Raw genomic sequence first — 18265 nt, forward strand, 5'->3', positions numbered from 1 at the left:
TGGATGTGGTAACTTTATCCAGTACTCTGTTACTAATAACCCTTATCAAAACAATGATTTTTTGTTTTTAGAAAAACCTTTTAAAACATTCACAGGAGAGACCATCAACAGTTTTAGTTTATCTTCCTTAAAAGATGTTGTTGATAACTATGCCTCTTGGTACAGGAAATCTGGCGTTCGTGAGAATGATCCTGTTGCTATCTATTTAGACGATGGAATCGGTTACTTTATCCATTACTTAGCACTAAACAACCTCGGTGCTATTCCAGTTTTGGTAAACGGTCGTATGGATGCTGATATTGCTGCTGACTTTATCAGTCGTGTTGGTGCCATTGGTTTATATTCTGATCAGAAGCACCTGGATACTATTAGTGGCTACCTCAAAACTAATGACTTATTAAAGTTTATTGCCACAGATATCAACAATACAGCTGTTCAGAGCTCAGAGATACAGCTTCCCCAGTGGTATCCATATTCTCCTACAGATTCTCATCCAATTATGATCTGTCATTCCTCTGGTACTACTGGAAAGCCTAAGCCAGTAATATTTGGGCATCAACAGTTTTTCTTTGGCAAACGCATTCGGCTGCTAAATTTTCCAGCTAGTCAATCCGATAAGTTTTTGTTTGCCTTACCTAGTTCACATTCGGCTGGAATTAGCTACTTTATGACAGTAACATTACTGGGGTTACCCACTATGGTTTTGTCAGATTTATCTGGAAATAATGCTATTACTCAAGCTAAAGAACTTAAAGCGACTATAGTAGCAGCTTTTCCACAAACCTATGCCGACATGGCTTCCCAGGCTTTAGAAAAAGACCAATTGAGTTCTGTAAAAATGTGGATTAATACGGGCGATGCTGCCCATGAAGCTCATATCAGGACTCTGGTAAATGCTGGGAATTCTAAATCAGTCTTTATTGATGGTCTAGGTGCTTCAGAACTCGGCATGGCTTTGTTTAATAAAGTCTCTAGTCGCCAGACAAGCTTGTATAATCGATATATGGGTAAGCCACGCAGTTTTGTAAAAGCTGTAGTATTAGATGAGGAGGGAAATCTACTGCCACCCTATCAGGTAGGTTTCCTGGGTATTAAATCTCCAACTATTACACCAGGCTATTGGAATGATTCTAACCGCACCCTCAAAAGTTATAAACAAGGGTACTGGATTAGTGGGGATTTGGCTTATTATGATCAGGAGAATAAATTTTTTCACGTGGATCGTGCGGTTGATGCTATTAAGTGCGCTAGTGGCTTAGTCAATACCTTACCCATCGAGGAATTAATTTTGAAGAACAACTCAGCTGTTGCTGATTGTACAATAATTGGTGTACCTAAGGAAAAAGGCTTCGATGGATTGGTTGCTTTTATCAAGCTTAAAGCGCCAGGAAATATTATAGCATCAGCTCTGATTACTGCTATCAATAAGCAGCTAGTGGATAACAAGTTTGAACCCTTGTCTTTTTTACAAATCGTCAGTAATCTTCCTGTAGGTTCAACAGGAAAAGTCCTCAAAAGGAAGCTTCGCGAACAATATCAGGATATCCTAATTTGTGCTGAGCATAACTTAGAGGGTAAAGGGCTTCATGATTTTGCTTATGCACAGCAAAACAAAGTTCCAGTTAGGTCTTAGATTGTTTATAACTAACTCAACATTTTTTACTAAATAAAACTAGAAGGAGACTAGTCAATGCAAGCGGTTACTAAACAGCTGGTACCGGATAAACTACTGGAATTGGGGTTTGCTTTTTCAGCATCTAAGACATTCTTAAGTGCAGTGGAACTGGGAGTATTTACTGAACTGGCTCAGAGTTCTATGACTGCTGCTGAATTGACTGCAAAACTAGGACTTCATCCCCGTAGCGCGCGAGATTTTTTGGATGCACTAGTTGCCTTAAAAGTGTTAGAATGCTCTGATAACGGTTACAGTAACACTCCTGAAAGTGATTTGTTTCTTGACCGCTCCAAGCCTTCCTATATCGGTGGTTACCTAGAGATGTACAACACCCGTCTCTATCGATTTTGGGGTTCATTAACAGAAGGGTTACGGAGCGGTCAACCCCAGAATGAAGCCAAAAATGGAGAAGATTTCTTCGGGACTCTTTACCAGGACCCTGCCCGCCTAAAACTCTTTCTGGAAGCGATGTCTGGAGTCAGTATGGGAGTAGCTAAGGCGATCGCTGAAAAATTTCCATGGGAGAAGTTCCAGACCTTTATCGATATCGGTACCGCTCAAGGGCAGTTACCAGTAACCGTTGCCCTAAGTCACGACCATTTACAAGGAGGTGGGTTCGACTTGCCAGTGGTTCGCCCAATTTACGAGGAATATGTTGCTTCGAGAGGACTTAGCCAGCGATTACACTTCCATGGTGGTGACTTTTTCCAGGATATGCTGCCTAGTGCTGATGTTTTGGTGATGGGACAAATCCTGCATGACTGGAATCTAGAACAAAAGCACCTGTTAATTACCAAAGCCTACGAAGCACTCCCGACCGGTGGGGCATTGATTGTCTACGACGCACTAATTGACGATCAGCGCTGCCAGAACAAGTTTGGGTTACTGATGAGCCTAAATATGCTGATCGAGACCTTTGGGGGTTTCGACTACACAGGAGCAGACTGCTGTGCTTGGATGGACAAAGTAGGATTCAAAGACACTTACACTAAACCTCTTGTAGGAGCTTACTCAATGGCAGTAGGCATAAAATAATCCAATTACAGGTGACGCGGTTACAGGTTAGCAGGTTAGCAGGTTGTTCGCGTAGCGTGACCGAAAGGTCAAGGTTAGCTGGTTGAAGGTTAGCTGGTTGAAGGTTAGCAGGTTAGCAGGTTGAAGGTTAGCTGGTTATCAGGTTGTTCGCGTAGCGTGACCGAAAGGTCAAGGTTACAGGTTACCAGGTTAAAGGTTATATTCTGAACCTTGGCCAAAAGGCCACGCGTTCGCGTTCAACCTTCAACCTACCCTTCACCGAACGCCAAAGGCAAACAACCTTGGCCAAAAGGCCACGCGTTCGCGTTCAACCAAACCACCAAACCACCAAACCACCTTAAACCTTGGCCAAAAGGCCACGCGTTCGCGTTCAACTTTCAACTTTCAACTTTCAACTTTCAACCAAACAACCTTCAACCTTCAAGCTCCAACCAAACAACCAAACAACCAAACAGGCAAACAACCTTCAACTTAATTATGACCCATATTCTTCACATTGATGCTAGTCCCCGTGGCGATCGCTCTATTTCGCGGCAATTGTCTAATCGGTTTATTCAAACTTGGAAGTCTTTCTATCCAGACGACACTGTCAGCTATCGAGATTTAGGTCATAATCCTGTCCCCCATGTTGATGAAAAGTGGATTGCTGCAGCATTTTGTCCTCCCGAAAAACGCACCCCTGAATTAGTAGAGACAATTAAAGTATCAGATACTTTGGTGGATGAATTGCTAGCAGCCGATCGCTATGTTTTCGGCATTCCCATGTACAACTTCAATGTTCCATCTACCTTCAAAGCATATATCGATCAAATTGTTCGATTTAATCGCACCTTTACCTTTGACGAACCTGGTCAATATCGGGGCTTAGTTCCTAAGGGAAAGAAAATGCTAATTTTTACAGCTCGTGGCGGTAGTTTTTCTCCAGGAACCCCTAGTGCTGATTACGATTATCATGAACCTTTTTTACGGGCTATATTTGGAGTGATTGGCATTACAGATATCACCTTTATTCATGCCGAGAAACTAGATTTAGGGGAAGAAGCCCGTCAGCAATCTTTGGCCAATGCCCGTGCTGAGCTTGAGAAAGCAGTAGGAACGTGGTAATCACGTCAAAGGTCAAATATTTTTGTAATTTCACCAACCAATTGAGGTATGGAAATGGAAACAAGATTGGAACTAAAGAAAGTTGAACCAGCAGCTTATCTAGCCATGAACTCCTTGGAAAACTATGTGAATAAAAGTGGCTTAGAAAAAACACTAATTAAGTTGATAAAAATTCGTGCTTCTCAAATCAATAAATGTGCTTTTTGTATCGATATGCATACAAAAGAAGCCAGAATTAATGGAGAAACAGAACAACGGATATATGCCCTAAATGCTTGGCAATAAACGCCATTTTTTAGCCCAGAAGAGCGAGCTGTATTAGAGCTAACTGAAGCAGTGACGCTGATTTCAGAGAATCAGGTACCGAATTCAGTTTATGAAGAGGTAAGTCGCTATTTTTCAGAAACTGAAATAGCTAAACTTTTGATGGCTATTGTCACGATCAATGGTTGGAATCGTATTGCTATTACTACAAAAATGATTCCAGGTATTTATTAGAGGGTCGTAAGCTATCAGCTATCAGCTATTAGCTATCAGCTATCAGCTATCAGCTATCAGCTATCAGCTATCAGCTATTAGCTATCAGCTATCAGCTATCAGCTATCAGCTATCAGCTATCAGCTATCAGCTATCAGCTATCAGCTATCAGCTATCAGCTATCAGCTATCAGCTATCAGCCTATGGCCAAAGAAGTTTATTTTAAGCTGACCGCTGACTGCTGAATGCTGACCGCTGACTGCTTACCGCTGACTGCTTACAGAAGGTGTTTGTTAATAAAATTTGCTTTCCTTTTATTCAAATCTAACTAAAGAGGTAGCTTAAACCATGACTAATAGTACAGCATTGAAAACATCAGTTTGTATTTTAGGTTCAGGTCCAGCTGGCATTGTAGTTGGTAATATCCTGCTACAAAATGGGATTGATTGTATCATTGCGGATAGATACAACCGCGAGGAAATATATACGAGGGCGCGTGCAGGTGTCCTGGAAAGCACGACAGTTGACCTACTCAAAAAACATGGTCTAGCGGATACAATTTTCCAAAAGGGGTATACCCATGATACCTGTGAATTTCGTTACCCTGATTACAGCGTTGTCTTTGATTACGGAAAGTTAGCTGATGGGGATGTCCATTACATTTATCCCCAAAGCGATCTCAATGACGATCTGATCCAAAGATATCTGGATGCAGGTGGTAAGTTACTGTTACGCCATGAGGGGAAAAAAATTACTCAAACCGATGACGGCGTCATTGTTGAGTGTTACGACAAGGATGGTGACACCACGATCACGATTCATGCTGATTTTGTAGCAGGGTGTGATGGGTATCATGGACTCTCGCGCCAATCAATTCCAGACGGAGCGGTAGACATCTACACAAAACAGCATCCCTACGGCTGGCTGGCAATTTTAGCTTACGCACCACCTTCTGCAAAACATGTCATCTATGGCTTGGATCATGATGGCTTTGGAGCTCACATGCCGCGCAATGCCAAGATTTCTCGTTATTACTTACAAGTTTCACTTGATGATGAGCTTAAAAATTGGCCTGATCAACGGATCTGGAGTACCTTGGCAAAGCGTCTGGCGAAAAAAGAATGGAGGTTGAAAGAAGGGGAAATCTTTGACAAGCGGATTTTATCCATGCGCAGTTATGTTATGGAACCGTTACAGTACCAACGGTTGTTGATAGCTGGTGATGCGGGTCACATTATTACACCTTGCGGTGGGAAAGGTTTAAATCTGGCGGTACAGGATGCGGGTGTTCTCGGAGAAGTATTGGTAAGTTACTACCAGGAAAAACGGGATATGTCTTACCTAAAACGCTACTCGGAAGTTCGTTTGCCCTATATTTGGCGTGCTCAAGAATTCTCTTGTTCGATGTTGCATATGCTCCATAAGTCTGAAGAGAAGGATGTAGACAATGTCCGTTTCTTCAATAAGTTGAGTGAATCGAAATTGAAGCAATTGTCTACATCGGTGACATTTGCTAGGGATTTTGCCAGAAATTATGTCGGTATTATCTAGGAAAGGGAATAGGGAGTAGGGAGTAGGGAGTAGGGATTAGGGAACAAAATTATCACAATTCATTAAAGAGCCCTATCTGAGAGGTACACAGAATTTTTTTCCTGTCTTGATGCAATTTCCTTGCTATTCCCTCTTCTATCTTCCCTGTTCGGGTGCATCTCCTAAAAGCTGTTTGACTCGGTGGTGCGTTACGGGGTGGGCTATTTCAATGGTGGCGAAGAGGCAGAAAATCAGGGCGAGCCCACCCCTAACGCACCCTACGCAAAATTTACAAAAGTGAGATACACCTCCCTGTTTCCTGTTCCCTAAAACCGAGGACTTTGTGCCTCACAAAATTAAACAACTCTATAGGTTATTAAGGAGACAAATCATGAAGATTATCGAAATGCAAAATTATAAGAGTTTCGACTATTACACTCAGCTGGAAGAACAACTTAAACCAAGCCGTATGGCTCTGATAAACCACCCCCTTTACCAACAGTTAAATGACTTGGTATCTCTACAGATATTTATGGAGTCTCACGTGTTTGCTGTTTGGGATTTTATGTCTCTGATTAAGACTCTTCAACACCGAGTCACTTGCTTGGATGTACCTTGGGTGCCACCAACAGATATTAATTCTGCCAGGATGGTGAATGAGATTGTTTTAGCTGAAGAGACTGATGAAGTCTCACCAGGAAATTACATCAGTCACTATGATCTCTATCTGGTGGCTATGACAGAGATAGGTGCTGATACTAATCCAATTAAAACGTTTATCTCTTCTCTTAGAAAAGGTATTCCAGCTAACCAAACTCTAGCTTCTATTTCGATACCTGAATTAACCAAAACGTTTGTTAAATTCACGTTGGAAACTACGACTAAGTCAACCCATGAAGTAGCTGCCGCTTTTCTACTAGGTCGAGAAGATATCATTCCTGCTATGTTCAGACAGGTTATTGCTACTTTAGATAGTCTCTATGGATTTACTTGGGATTCTTTGCGTCTCTATCTAGACAGGCATAATTTTCTGGATGAGGATCAGCATGTTCCGATGGGTAAAAAACTCTTAAAAAATCTTTGTGGTGATGATCCTGTGAAATGGGAGCAAGCTTTCAATTCTGCTGAGAATGCTCTCAAAGCACGCTATGCTCTATGGGATGGTGTAGCTGAGTTGATTCAGCTCAACAAAGAGAATGATATAGCGCTGCTTGAGATGTAATACGGCGGTTTGCAATTTAGTGAGGTACAAAGTTCTGGGTTTTTAGGGAACAGGGAACAGGGAACAGGGAAGGGTCATCGAAATTCCGTGGTATTATAGGGCTCAATCGCTCTTTCATACTGTTCCCCAGAAGTTTCCTGTTACTTGTTTATCTTAATCCTATTTTCAGATTAAATCCTTCGATTAGCCATTGCTAAAGCAACAAAAATGATCACTATTTAATTTTTAATTAACTTCAATTTAAAATTAATACTTTATCTGAGGCTAGATAATGCTAATTATCCAAAAGTATGGTGGTACTTCGGTTGGATCAGTTGAAAGAATTAAAGCAGTTGCCCAGCGGGTGAAGCAAACAGTCCAAAATAATAATAATGTGGTGGTAGTGGTTTCGGCGATGGGTAAAACCACTGATGACTTGCTCAGTTTATCGAAGGCAGTTTCGACTAATCCCAGTCGCCGGGAGATGGATATGCTTCTGTCTACTGGAGAACAAGTATCAATTGCTTTGCTGAGTATGGCCTTGCAGGAATTGGGACAACCGGCTATTTCTTTAACTGGGGCACAAGTAGGAATTATCACTGATGCTGAACACGGTCGTGCCAGGATTTTGGAAATTCAGCCAAAGCGAATTCAGCACTATCTCAATCAAGGAACAGTGGTAGTTGTAGCTGGATTTCAGGGTATGAGCAGTGGTGATAATTTTGAAATTACTACTCTAGGACGTGGCGGTTCAGATATATCAGCTGTGGCGTTAGGGGCTGCTTTAAAAGCAAATTTGTGTGAAATTTATACTGATGTTCCAGGCATTTTTACAACTGATCCTCGGATTGTACCAGAGGCACAATTAATCCCAGAAATTACTTGTGATGAAATGCTAGAGTTAGCCAGTTTAGGGGCAAAGGTGCTACATCCTAGGGCGGTAGAGATTGCTCGCAATTATGGCGTACCTTTGGTTGTACGTTCAAGCTGGAACAATGCACCAGGAACTAGGATAATTTCTCCGATAGCTAAACCTCGTTCTCTGAAAGGCTTGGAGATTAACAAGGCAGTATATGGGGTGGAATTGGAGACAAATCAGGTAAAAGTAGCCCGATGGCAAGGGCGGGATCGTTTAGGGGTAGTGGCAAAGTTATTTGGTGAGATTGCTCGTGACAATCTGGATGTTAATCTGATTATTCAGTCAATTCAGGAGGACGATGCTAAGGATATTGCGTTGACGGTAGTGAACAGAGGTTTTGAACAAGGTGAGACTTTAGGAGCTGCAGTGAGTGAAACTAAACTCAAAAGACTTCTTGCAGAAGTCGGGAACAGGGAACAGGGAACAGGGAACAGTGGACAAGAATTGATCCAAACACTATCAGAAAAATACTTTTCGAAGATGTCTCAAGAGCTGATTACTTCTGCAGAGGTAGAAATGATGGTAGAGCAGAACATGGCAACAGTGGCAATTACTGGGACTGGTATGATTGGGCGTCCTGGGGTTGCAGCTAAAATGTTCTCTACTCTAGCAGAGGCGGGAGTTAATATTGAGATGATTTCTACCTCTGAGTTGAAGATCACCTGTGTGATTAATGCTGAGGTATGCGATCGCGCTGTTGCTGCTCTGTGTCAGGCTTTTGAGATTGATCGTTCTGTAGTGCTCGGACCTGATTCAATTCAGGAGTTTTCTACCGATTCAAGCCCATCCCCAGTATGCGGTGCTGTTCTTGATCTCAACCAAGCTTGTATCACAATTCGCCATGTCCGAGATCAACCGGGAATGGCAGCAAAACTCTTTGGACAACTGGCACAGGAAAATATTAGTGTTGATATGATTATTCAGTCTCAACGCTGTCAGAGGCTTAATGGTATCCCCACTTGTGATATTGCGTTTACGGTGGCCCAAGCTGATGCTGAAGCAGCATCCATGGCTTTAAAAGCTTTAGCACTAAGTATTGCTTGTGGGGAGATTATAGTGGATACAGACATCGCTAAAGTTAGTCTAGTTGGGGGTGGTATGGTGGCACAACCCCTGGTTGTGGCTCAGTTTTTTGAGGCATTAGCACAACAGCAAATAACTATTCAGATGATTACAAGTTCGGACACTAAAATTAGTTGTGTGGTTGCTCAAGAAGAAGGAGTTAAGGCTTTAAATGCAGTGCATAAGGGGAGCATCCCGGTGGTTAAAAACTATGCCCAAACCCCCAAGGGTTTGGCTACACCAGCAAAGCCGACCTACGCAGGTTAATCAGCACGCTAATTAGTCGGACACAATTATAGCGCTACGCGCAAGGGCTTTAGGCAAGAGGCAAAAGGCAAAAGTTCAATAAAACAGCGTTTCAGCTTTTATCAATGTCAAACACCTTAATTGGTAGTGCTATACTTCAAAAAATCAGGCAAAAATTAGGCAAAAATTAGGCAAAAATTAGGACAATAAAATCATGATCAAACTTTATGATTACCAGCTATCTGGCAATTGCTACAAAGTGCGGCTAATGCTTTCACTACTTGGGTTAGAACATGAGACTGTCTGGGTTGACCTGGACAATGGTGAACACAAATCTCCCGAGTTTCTGGAATTGAATTCCTTCGGACAAGTGCCAGTTCTCACCGATGGAGATTTAGTCTTTCAGGATGCCCAAGCTATTTTAGTCTATCTAGCACGGCGCTATGGTAGCGAAGACTGGCTGCCTTTGGAAGCTGAAGCCATGAGTCGAGTGATGCGCTGGCTATCTACAACTGCAGGAGAGATTCGCCAGGGTCCAGAGTTTGCCAGACTTTATTACAAGTTTAATGTAAAAACCGTTAACATCGAGGTAGCAACACAAAAGTCGGCAACTATCCTGACATTGCTCGACAACCACCTCAGTGATCGGGCATGGCTGGAACTGGATCACCCCACAATTGCCGATATTGCTTGCTTCCCCTATGTTAGTCTCTCACCAGACGCTAAGATTTCTCTAGATGCTTACCCCAATGTGGTGTCTTGGATGGAGCGGATTAAACAATTACCAGGCTACATTGCGATCGCGTAGCGTGGCCTACGGTCAATCCCATAGCGTGACCTACAGTCAATCCCGTAGCGTGACCTACAGTCAATCCCTTAGCGTTACCTACGGTCAATCCCTTAGTGTGGCCTACGGTCAATCCCATAATTTCGTCCCCACCATCAGCCCCTAACTGAATCACGTCACTGGCGCTAGCGGTATCCTTTTCAGGTAGTATGATGAATCTAGCGCCATTGATAGCATTTTCATTTATATTTCAGAACAATCGCGCAACACAATACAGTATCGACGAGGACGACTGATTATCCCTTCTTCCTCAAACTGCTTGATCAGCCTGGTGATGGTTACTCGTGTGGTACCAATCATCTCAGCTAGTTCTTGATGGGTCACTGGTATATCAATCAGTTGCCCACTACATACGGGACGACCAAACTTCCGGGCTAACCAACTCAAAAACTGTTGCAAACGCTGAGAGACTCTTGGTGTTCTAATGATAGACAGCAACTCTTCTGTCTGTCGCAGATGGCAAACAATAGCCTCGGATAAGCGGTAAGACTGAGACAAAGACAGACATTGCGCTTTAACCCTATTGACACTCCCCGTCCTATAAGAACGGGGATTCTCACTTCAACGAGCCAACTTGCTCAACCAGACCGGAATCAGGAAGAGTAGAGGTCGATTCTCCATGAGCGTTGGGGTCTATGACCCAAGTTCCGGTGTGCCCCACCGTACCTAAGGCTCTTTTTAGAATATTGATCGCAGCATTGTGGTCGCGGTCTAATTCACAGCCACACTCACAGACGTGGGTTCTGGTTGATAAAGATTTTTTGACAACTTCGCCACAATTAGAGCATTTTTGACTGGTATAGGCAGGATTGACAGCTACTGTTTGCCTGCCAAACTTTTGCCCAAAATGCTCTAGCCACTTTCTAAATTGATACCAACCTGCATCATTAATAGATTTGGCAAGACAATGGTTTTTAACTAGGTTTTTAACCCTCAAGTCTTCGTAAGCGACCACATCGTTAGAGTGGATTACGCAACCCGCCAGTCTCTTGGCGTGTTCTTCACGCTGCCTACTTATTTTGAGGTGTGTCCTACCTAGTCTATTAATGGCTTTTTTGCGATTGGAAGAGCCTTTCTTTTTGCGAGAAACTCTGCGTTGATAAAACTTTAAACGCTTCTCTCCCTTACGATAAAATCTTGGGTTAGGTTCTGTACCGCCTCTAGAATCGGTGTAAAATTCCTTTAATCCCACATCTAAACCAATATTGGAATGAGAGGGTTCTAAAGGTTCTTCTACATTGACTTTTACGCAGAATTGAACATAATAACCATCCGCGCGACGAACTAGCCTAACTCGCTTAATCAGCTTTTGGTCGTAACGCCACAAGTCCCAAGTTCCCTTGAGTTTTAGTTTTCCTATACCTTTTTTATCAATAAATGAAATTGACTTGGCATCAGGGGAAAGCTTCCAGCCAGATGTTTTGTATTCAACTGATCTGGAAAACTTCTTGAACTTGGGATAACCTTTCTTTCCAGGAATTTGCTTATTGCAGTTACTATAGAACCTCGAAATCGAATTATAAGCTCGTTCCACGGAAGCCTGGCAGGCATGGGAGTTCAAGTCTTTGACAAAAGAAAACTCAGCTCTGAGCCATGTGTTATAGCGATATAGGTCTTTTTGTCCTACGCCTTTATTGTCCATCCAGTATCGGAGACACTTATTGCGTACAAATTGACCCGTCCTTATCGCATCGTCGATGGCGGTATATTGAGTTTTATTCCCTTTGACTTTGAACTCTAAGACGATCATTTGACGTGAAAAAACTCTACGTAAACTATAACTCAAAATAAAAAGACTGTCAATAGCCCCGTCCTAGAAGGACGGGGCTATTGACCCAAAATTTTTGGTCAAGCTTTTAACCACACCCTGTTGAACTACCCATAGTTGATCAGGTTCTAGAGCAATCAAGTCACGGCGCTTAAAGAGATGAACAGATGGCTTGAACCTAGTGGTGACAGGGTTCTGATTCACTAACGATTGCTCTGATGCCTTACCAAATCTGGGAATTGTCATGATTCTTAATAAAAATAGCTTTCATTTCACTTAAGCAGTAGTGTAAGCTATTCCAAGTAGCTATTGAATATATTTTGCAATACTGAGCCTAGGAGGTGTAGATAGTGGCAAACACTGCTGAGAGTTCCCGATTAGTAGAGGGAGAGTATGGTTGGTGGGCAGGTAACGCTCGCCTGACGGAGTTATCCGGGAAATTATTGGGGGCTCATGTTGCCCATGCTGGTCTAATCGTCTTCTGGGCTGGAGCAATAACCCTGTTTGAACTATCCTGCTTCAATCCTGCCAAACCCATGTACGAACAAGGCTTAATCCTGCTGCCCCACTTAGCAGCTCAAGGCTGGGGCGTTGGTGCTGGGGGAGCTATAGTCGATACTTACCCCTACTTTGTGATTGGTGTTTTGCACCTGATCTCTTCAGCATTTCTCGGCTTTGGTGGTATCTTCCACGCCCTCCGTGGTCCGGAAACTTTGGAAGAACAGTCTGGCTTCTTTGGGTATAGCTGGGCAGATGGTGACAAAATGACCACTATCATCGGCATTCACCTGATTCTACTGGGATTTGGAGCTTTTCTACTGGTGGCTAAAGCGATCGCTTTTGGGGGGTTGTACGATCCAGCAGTGGAGAATGTGCGAGTGATTAATAACCCTACTCTCAATCCAGCAGTGATTTTCGGCTATCTGTTTGGTACTGTGGGCAAGAACTGGATTGCTGGAGTGAGTAACCTAGAAGATGTAGTTGGTGGTCATATTTGGGTTGGTTTGCTGTGTATTGGCGGTGGCTTTTGGCACATCAAGACTCAGCCATCTGAATGGACGCGCGGTCTTTTTATTTGGTCTGGAGAAGCCTATCTTTCTTACAGCTTGGGCGCTTTAGCGCTGATGGGGTTTATCGCCGCGTACTTCTGCGCTGTTAACACCGTAGTCTACCCAGAAGTTTTCTATGGTCCTGCCTTATCAATTAAGCTGGGTGTTTTCCCCTACTTTGCCGATCCTAACTCTAGCTTCCCTTCTTGCCGGAGTTGGTTAGCTAATGCTCACTTCTTCCTTGGGTTTTTCTTCCTCCAAGGTCATATTTGGCATGCTTTGCGAGCAGCTGGCTTTGATTTTGGCCGGGGTAAGGTAGTAGCTTCAGAAGCTACTACCTAAATTCAGCTTAATGCAATTAATTCTAATAAAGTGTCGATATAATGGCATTTTATTGACCAAATCAAAATGCAAATAATTCTCAAAGAGGTACATCAATGACAGCAGTAATTGCTGATAGTCCCAAGCAAGGCCAAATCTCAAAAGTAGGCTGGTGGGCTGGTAATGCTCGTTTTATTGAATTATCCGGTAAGTTGCTAGGCGCTCATATTGCCCATGCTGGTTTGATAGTCCTGTGGGCGGGAGCAATGACCCTGTTTGAACTATCTCGCTACACCCCTGACGTGCCGATGTATGACCAGGGATTAATCTTGTTGCCCCACCTGGCTTCCTTAGGGTTGGGTGTTGGGTCTGGTGGTCAAATTATCGACACCTATCCCTATTTTGTGGTTGGGGTCTTGCATTTGATTTCCTCAGCAGTGCTGGCAGCTGGAGGACTTTACCATTCCCTGCTTACCCCAGATAAATTAACCAAAGATAGCACCTTTGCTGGTTTCTTTGGCTATGACTGGGAAGACTCCGACAAGATGACCACCATTATCGGGATTCACCTAATCCTTTTGGGGGTTGGTGCTTGGCTCTTGGTAGCTAAAGCCATGTTTTGGGGTGGACTATTTGACCCCTGGGCGAGTGGCGGTGGCAATGTACGAGTGATTACCGATCCCACCCTTAGCCCTGTCAAAATTTTTGGCTACTTAATTGGTGCATCCGGTTCAGAAGGCATGGCAGCCGTGAATAATTTAGAAGATGTGGTTGGCGGTCACATCTGGATTGGTTCGATCTGCATTGCTGGTGGTTTCTGGCACATCTTGACTAAGCCATTTAACTGGGCACGTGAGGTTTTGGTTTATTCCGGGGAAGCTTATCTCTCCTATAGCTTAGGGGCGCTCGCCTACATGGGAATTTTTGCCGCCTACTTTGTCATGGTCAATGACACCGTTTATCCGGAAGTGTTCTATGGTCCAGTAGGGACTTTAGAAGCCAGTGATGGCATCGTGTCTGCTCGCGGTTGGTTGGCAGCATTCCACTTTGTCTTTGCCGTGTTGTTTCTGTTCGGTCATATCTGGCATGCTATCCGGGCGCGAGGAGCAGAAGCTGGTTTTGACTTCAAAAAAGGTGAGCTGATTATCCCTCGGAGTAATCCCCAAGTTGGTGACTTGGCAACCCCAATAAACTCCTCAGATATTAGCCTTAACTTCCTCAAAAACCTACCTATTTACCGTCCCGGTCTTTCTCCCCTGTCCAGGGGTCTAGAAATTGGCATGGCTCATGGGTATTTTATCTTTGGTCCGTTTGCCAAATTAGGACCGTTGCGGGATTCACAGACGGCAAACTTAGCTGGTGTAACAGCAGCCATTGCTCTGATTGTCATCGCGACCATCGGCCTATCAATCTACGGTACAGTCACCTTTAAGAAAGAGCTACAAACTGTACCTCGACCCACATTCGTTACTAGGGTACCCGAGGTACCAGAAACTATCCAAACTGCTGACGGATGGAGTCAGTTTGCTGGAGCTTTTCTAGTTGGTGGCGCTGGAGGAGCGATTTTTGCCTATCTGCTGGTCAATAACTTCAGTATGATTCAGGGATTGATGGGTTAAATTAGTTGCTAAAAAGTTTCAACAAATGCTAAGGTAATTGATGGAGCATTCTATAGGCTTCTTAAAACAGGAGCTGTCTGGGGCTAGGAAGCCATGTCAACCCTAACCCCATTATTTCTTTTCCCTAGCTTAGATATAACTAACGGTTCATCCGTCCCATAGTGACAGCCAGGTTAAATGCAACCTTGACCGAAACTATTGGAACAGACAATATGCCCTCCTTTTGGTCTCAGTTTATTGATAAATTTTAGTGATAAACTTGAAACGACCTAGAGGGCGTTCATAAAGATGGATGCCATAACCTAGATGGATGTCTCCACCTGCCACTAGCATTTACTGGTATTGCTGCCACTGTCGGCAACAGATGCCAATGCTGGAGGAAACCATACTGACTGAGTCAGTATCCTGTGGGGATATCGAAGACGTAACTGCTTCTGTACTACCTGGCTAACCACTAAGCACAGCAAGCATACTACTTAGTTTCTCGGCGTTGCTGAATCTTCGAATGAATATAAGTAGAGTGGGCATCCTGCCCGCGCGAAAATAAGCATGAAACTGGCAAGATGCCAGTTCTACACAAGATGCCAGTTCCACGCCTGATGCCCATTCTAAAAAACTCTTACAATCATTCCATTATTAAGCAACCCCAGTTTCTCAACCATCTAGTAAGTATTCAGCGATCAGCACTAAGCAAGATTTTTAATCAAATCAAACTTAGGCATTTAGTTAAAGAGTACTTTGTCTTTAACTAAAGGCTGATTAAAAATACCTTATCGCTGATTGCTTACACCAAGGAGCATGTCATCTTTGTAATTCTGTACATAGATCCCCCCTAGCCCCCCTTAAAAAAGGGGGGAATTAGATTCAAAAGTCCCCCTTATTAAGGGGGATTTAGGGGGATCGAAATCAGGAATTAACAAAATTGATATGCTCCTCTTACACCATCTAATCAACAGGTGCGACCCGTGGCGAATTTAATTCGCCAACGGAAAGCGCACCTAATCAATCAGGAGTAAATAAAAATGTCAAAAATTGGTCTTTTCGTCGGCTCTCAAACCGGTAAAACCGAGGCGGCAGCTGAGGAAATTCAAACAGGACTTGGCGGTGATGATGTCGTCACTATACATAAAATAGAAGAGGCTGAAAATAGCGATTTTGAAAAGTACGAAAATCTCATCATCGGCTGTCCTACTTGGGATATTGGGGAATTACAAGCTGACTGGGATGGCTACTTTGAAGAGTTAGATAATATCAACTTCAGTGGTAAGAAAGTTGCCTATTTTGGGACTGGAGACCAGGAGGGCTATCCTGATAATTTTATGGATGCCATTGGTATTCTAGAAGCCAAAATTTCCGAATTGGGGGGTACCACCGTTGGACAGTGGCCGAAGACTGAAGAGTACGACTTTAATGAATCAAAAGCTCTCAAAAATGGTAAGTTTATTGGTCTTGCCCTGGATGACGATAACCAGTCTGAACTGACTGAAAAACGGATAAAAACTTGGGTAGCGCAACTCAAACAAGAGTTTGGAGTTTAGTTTTTACAACCGTTGTAAGCTGGTAAGCATTCAGCCATCAGCCGTCAGCCGTGAGCTTTTGGCTCACGCTGCTTGAGGTGCTTATTTTATTCAAAAGCAGCTCAAGTAGTGTGCGCTATGGGCATAAACTGTTACCGTAGCCTGGCCATAGGCCTTTGGCTCATAGCTGATAGCTGATAGCTGATAGCTGAATGCTTACACCTGAAAACCGTCTCTCTTTTATAAAGCTAGCTACGTTGATCGTTGACTATTGACCACTGACAGTTGATCGTTAACGGTCAACATTAATGACTTGCCAACAGATAAAAAATTGCTTCACCCCTATTGAAGATTTGTGATTAAAAAATTGCTATAGGTATCCGTTTAGTAATTGTGATAATTTTTGATACCTACTCCCTACTCCCTACTCCCTTTGCTATATGTCTACTCTGCCTGATATCCTTTGGTTGAATGTTAGTCCAAGTTTTCTACGTTTTGATCAGCCTTTAATTCGTTATTTGTCTAAACAAAAGCGAGTTGGCCAGTGGGAGTATCGCCAAAACCAAGATGAACCAACTTCTCTTGATATCGCCCTTACCTTACTTCATGACTATCTCAAAACCTGCGATCATCCTATCCATCTGGTGGGCCACAGCACTGCTGGTTTGGTAGGACTACTCTATAGCCGTAAATATCCTGAAAAAGTCCAGTCTTTAACTCTATTATCAGTAGGTGTTAATCCCGCAGTTGACTGGCAAGCCCACTACTATGTGCAGCTCCAACTTTTACCCTGCACTCGCCAAGTGTTGCTTACCCAAATGGTTAAGAGCCTCTTTGGTCATCACAATCACCATATCACTAAAGGTTTAGTAACCATCCTAGAGCAAGATTTAGCTTATTCTCCCTCTCCTCACTCCCTATATAAACGGGTTAGTGTACCACCAACAGCAGTGCAAGTGCCATTAATGGTATGTGGTTGCAAGGATGACATTATTGTTGATTCTAATGCTTTGCAAGGATGGAAACCTTGGTTAAAAGAATGCGATCGCTTATGGGAATATCCGGAAGGAGGTCACTTTTGCCACTATTTCCATCCCAATCGAGTAGGACGGCAAATCATCCGGTTTTGGGAATCCCTATCATCACCAGTCCCTGAGCCATTAGCAATTAGTACTTAGGTAAGCATTCAGCTATCAGCCATCAGCTGATAGCTGATGGCTGAATACTTAAACTATCTGTAGCATCCATAAATTGAAATCCTATTAGTTAGTAGTTAACCATGTTCCAGATACTTATTTCTCAGGTTATTCAACATTTGGCAACGTTTCTGTGCTGCATAGCTGCTTGGACATTAATCGGAATAGCTTTATGGCGAATTCGGGCGACGTTTCGAGACGGTGTCGCTCATCTGAGACAATTGCATCAAATTCCCTGTAGTCGCTGCGCCTTTTTTACTGGAGATTATCGCCTCAAATGTACAGTACATCCCTCAAAGGCGCTAACAGAAGAAGCAATCAATTGTTATGACTATGAGGCAACTCTCAATCCTGCTAGAGTTAACTCACGACGGTGTAAGTGTAGTCATCAAGCTACGTCTAAAGTTGTGTGACGATAATGCGTTCGGCTCTGGCGCGCCAAAGGCGATTGGCCGTAGGCCACGCTACTTGAGGTGCAAGTTCGGTAAGCTATCAGCTATCAGTTATCACAGGATTTACGTCGTTAAGTTGATTTCGCCCCCCTAGCCCCAGGGCTGTTTCATTCCCTCATTAAGCCCATATACTAAGAGAATGTTGTAAGATAATCAAAACAATGAGCTCTTCTTTGATTGAAAGACTCGGTGAAGTAAGGGATTTTCGTACTACTGACGGCAGACGACATCCGTTGTGGGTGGTACT

Annotated in this window: 18 protein-coding genes and 1 pseudogene; 15 read left to right on the top strand and 4 right to left on the bottom strand. The window is 43.3% G+C overall.

Features of this window, described 5'->3' with window-relative positions; all coding sequences use genetic code 11:
• The 8 genes and pseudogenes from F6K37_RS13700 to F6K37_RS13740 all read left to right on the top strand — a co-directional run.
• Nucleotides 1-1633: class I adenylate-forming enzyme family protein (locus F6K37_RS13700; RefSeq protein ID WP_287250757.1), on the top strand; the 1633-nt coding region annotated here is incomplete at its 5' end.
• 57 nt (nt 1634-1690) lie between these two features.
• A complete protein-coding gene (locus tag F6K37_RS13705) occupies nt 1691-2710 on the top strand; it encodes a methyltransferase (protein WP_287250759.1) in 1020 nt (339 codons plus the stop codon).
• A 477-nt stretch (nt 2711-3187) separates the two neighbouring features.
• On the top strand, nt 3188-3814 hold the full coding sequence (locus tag F6K37_RS13710; RefSeq protein WP_502709644.1) for an FMN-dependent NADH-azoreductase: 627 nt from the start codon (nt 3188-3190) through the stop codon (nt 3812-3814).
• Nucleotides 3815-3868: 54 nt separating this feature from the next.
• Nucleotides 3869-4312: pseudogene (locus F6K37_RS45500) on the top strand (carboxymuconolactone decarboxylase family protein).
• 327 nt (nt 4313-4639) lie between these two features.
• Entirely contained in the window at nt 4640-5842 is a 1203-nt protein-coding gene (locus tag F6K37_RS13725; RefSeq protein WP_008185407.1) for a 4-hydroxybenzoate 3-monooxygenase, read from the top strand.
• Between the two features lie 370 nt (nt 5843-6212).
• Entirely contained in the window at nt 6213-7043 is an 831-nt protein-coding gene (locus tag F6K37_RS13730) for a DUF3050 domain-containing protein (RefSeq protein WP_008185409.1), read from the top strand.
• Between the two features lie 268 nt (nt 7044-7311).
• Nucleotides 7312-9270: an aspartate kinase gene (locus F6K37_RS13735; protein WP_287250775.1), complete on the top strand. Its 1959-nt coding sequence runs from the start codon at nt 7312-7314 to the stop codon at nt 9268-9270.
• A gap of 193 nt (nt 9271-9463) precedes the next feature.
• Nucleotides 9464-10057, top strand: coding sequence for a glutathione S-transferase family protein (locus F6K37_RS13740; protein WP_008185414.1), 594 nt, complete (start codon nt 9464-9466; stop codon nt 10055-10057).
• On the opposite strand, the gene F6K37_RS13745 is transcribed toward F6K37_RS13740, so the two are convergent.
• The 4 genes from F6K37_RS13745 to F6K37_RS13760 form a co-directional block, all read right to left on the bottom strand.
• The gene (locus F6K37_RS13745; protein ID WP_131826997.1) at nt 10023-10211 is read right to left on the bottom strand and encodes a hypothetical protein; all 189 of its coding nucleotides are present in this window, start codon (nt 10209-10211) and stop codon (nt 10023-10025) included. The two genes, F6K37_RS13740 and F6K37_RS13745, sit on opposite strands and share 35 nt — an antisense overlap.
• Nucleotides 10212-10279: 68 nt before the next feature.
• Nucleotides 10280-10594 carry a Crp/Fnr family transcriptional regulator gene (locus tag F6K37_RS13750; RefSeq protein ID WP_052308449.1) on the bottom strand — a complete coding sequence of 105 codons (315 nt, stop codon included), beginning with the start codon at nt 10592-10594 and terminating at the stop codon, nt 10280-10282.
• A gap of 58 nt (nt 10595-10652) precedes the next feature.
• A complete protein-coding gene (locus tag F6K37_RS13755) occupies nt 10653-11846 on the bottom strand; it encodes an RNA-guided endonuclease InsQ/TnpB family protein (RefSeq protein ID WP_008185416.1) in 1194 nt (397 codons plus the stop codon).
• A 63-nt stretch (nt 11847-11909) separates the two neighbouring features.
• Nucleotides 11910-12110, bottom strand: coding sequence for a hypothetical protein (locus F6K37_RS13760; RefSeq protein ID WP_008185418.1), 201 nt, complete (start codon nt 12108-12110; stop codon nt 11910-11912).
• A 104-nt stretch (nt 12111-12214) separates the two neighbouring features.
• On the opposite strand from F6K37_RS13760, the gene F6K37_RS13765 reads away from it, so the two are divergent.
• The 7 genes from F6K37_RS13765 (at nt 12215) to F6K37_RS13795 (ending at nt 17979) form a co-directional block, all read left to right on the top strand.
• Complete coding sequence (locus tag F6K37_RS13765) at nt 12215-13255, top strand: chlorophyll a/b binding light-harvesting protein (RefSeq protein WP_008185420.1); 1041 nt, start codon at nt 12215-12217, stop codon at nt 13253-13255.
• Nucleotides 13256-13350: 95 nt separating this feature from the next.
• On the top strand, nt 13351-14853 hold the full coding sequence (locus F6K37_RS13770; protein WP_287250770.1) for a chlorophyll a/b binding light-harvesting protein: 1503 nt from the start codon (nt 13351-13353) through the stop codon (nt 14851-14853).
• 310 nt (nt 14854-15163) lie between these two features.
• Entirely contained in the window at nt 15164-15304 is a 141-nt protein-coding gene (locus F6K37_RS13775; protein ID WP_154659918.1) for a hypothetical protein, read from the top strand.
• A gap of 112 nt (nt 15305-15416) precedes the next feature.
• Entirely contained in the window at nt 15417-15605 is a 189-nt protein-coding gene (locus tag F6K37_RS13780) for a hypothetical protein (RefSeq protein WP_287250772.1), read from the top strand.
• Between the two features lie 270 nt (nt 15606-15875).
• Nucleotides 15876-16391 carry a flavodoxin FldA gene (gene fldA, locus F6K37_RS13785; protein WP_008188393.1) on the top strand — a complete coding sequence of 172 codons (516 nt, stop codon included), beginning with the start codon at nt 15876-15878 and terminating at the stop codon, nt 16389-16391.
• 419 nt (nt 16392-16810) lie between these two features.
• The gene (locus F6K37_RS13790) at nt 16811-17548 is read left to right on the top strand and encodes an alpha/beta fold hydrolase (protein ID WP_008188395.1); all 738 of its coding nucleotides are present in this window, start codon (nt 16811-16813) and stop codon (nt 17546-17548) included.
• A gap of 101 nt (nt 17549-17649) precedes the next feature.
• Nucleotides 17650-17979: a hypothetical protein gene (locus F6K37_RS13795; RefSeq protein ID WP_071986944.1), complete on the top strand. Its 330-nt coding sequence runs from the start codon at nt 17650-17652 to the stop codon at nt 17977-17979.
• The last annotated feature ends 286 nt before the right edge of the window (nt 17980-18265 follow it).

The organism is Moorena sp. SIO4E2, from assembly GCF_010671945.1.
GTDB classification, from domain to species: domain Bacteria; phylum Cyanobacteriota; class Cyanobacteriia; order Cyanobacteriales; family Coleofasciculaceae; genus Moorena; species Moorena producens.

Bases quoted from the DNA above. Each gene is read 5' to 3' on its own strand.
- F6K37_RS13705 (WP_287250759.1), top strand. From the start codon at position 1,691: ATGCAAGCGGTTACTAAACAGCTGGTACCGGATAAACTACTGGAATTG.
- F6K37_RS13710 (WP_502709644.1), top strand. From the start codon at position 3,188: ATGACCCATATTCTTCACATTGATGCTAGTCCCCGTGGCGATCGCTCT.
- F6K37_RS13725 (WP_008185407.1), top strand. From the start codon at position 4,640: ATGACTAATAGTACAGCATTGAAAACATCAGTTTGTATTTTAGGTTCA.
- F6K37_RS13730 (WP_008185409.1), top strand. From the start codon at position 6,213: ATGAAGATTATCGAAATGCAAAATTATAAGAGTTTCGACTATTACACT.
- F6K37_RS13740 (WP_008185414.1), top strand. From the start codon at position 9,464: ATGATCAAACTTTATGATTACCAGCTATCTGGCAATTGCTACAAAGTG.
- F6K37_RS13755 (WP_008185416.1), bottom strand. From the start codon at position 11,846: ATGATCGTCTTAGAGTTCAAAGTCAAAGGGAATAAAACTCAATATACC.
- F6K37_RS13760 (WP_008185418.1), bottom strand. From the start codon at position 12,110: ATGACAATTCCCAGATTTGGTAAGGCATCAGAGCAATCGTTAGTGAAT.
- F6K37_RS13770 (WP_287250770.1), top strand. From the start codon at position 13,351: ATGACAGCAGTAATTGCTGATAGTCCCAAGCAAGGCCAAATCTCAAAA.
- F6K37_RS13775 (WP_154659918.1), top strand. From the start codon at position 15,164: ATGTCTCCACCTGCCACTAGCATTTACTGGTATTGCTGCCACTGTCGG.
- F6K37_RS13780 (WP_287250772.1), top strand. From the start codon at position 15,417: ATGCCAGTTCTACACAAGATGCCAGTTCCACGCCTGATGCCCATTCTA.
- fldA (WP_008188393.1), top strand. From the start codon at position 15,876: ATGTCAAAAATTGGTCTTTTCGTCGGCTCTCAAACCGGTAAAACCGAG.
- F6K37_RS13790 (WP_008188395.1), top strand. From the start codon at position 16,811: ATGTCTACTCTGCCTGATATCCTTTGGTTGAATGTTAGTCCAAGTTTT.
- F6K37_RS13795 (WP_071986944.1), top strand. From the start codon at position 17,650: ATGTTCCAGATACTTATTTCTCAGGTTATTCAACATTTGGCAACGTTT.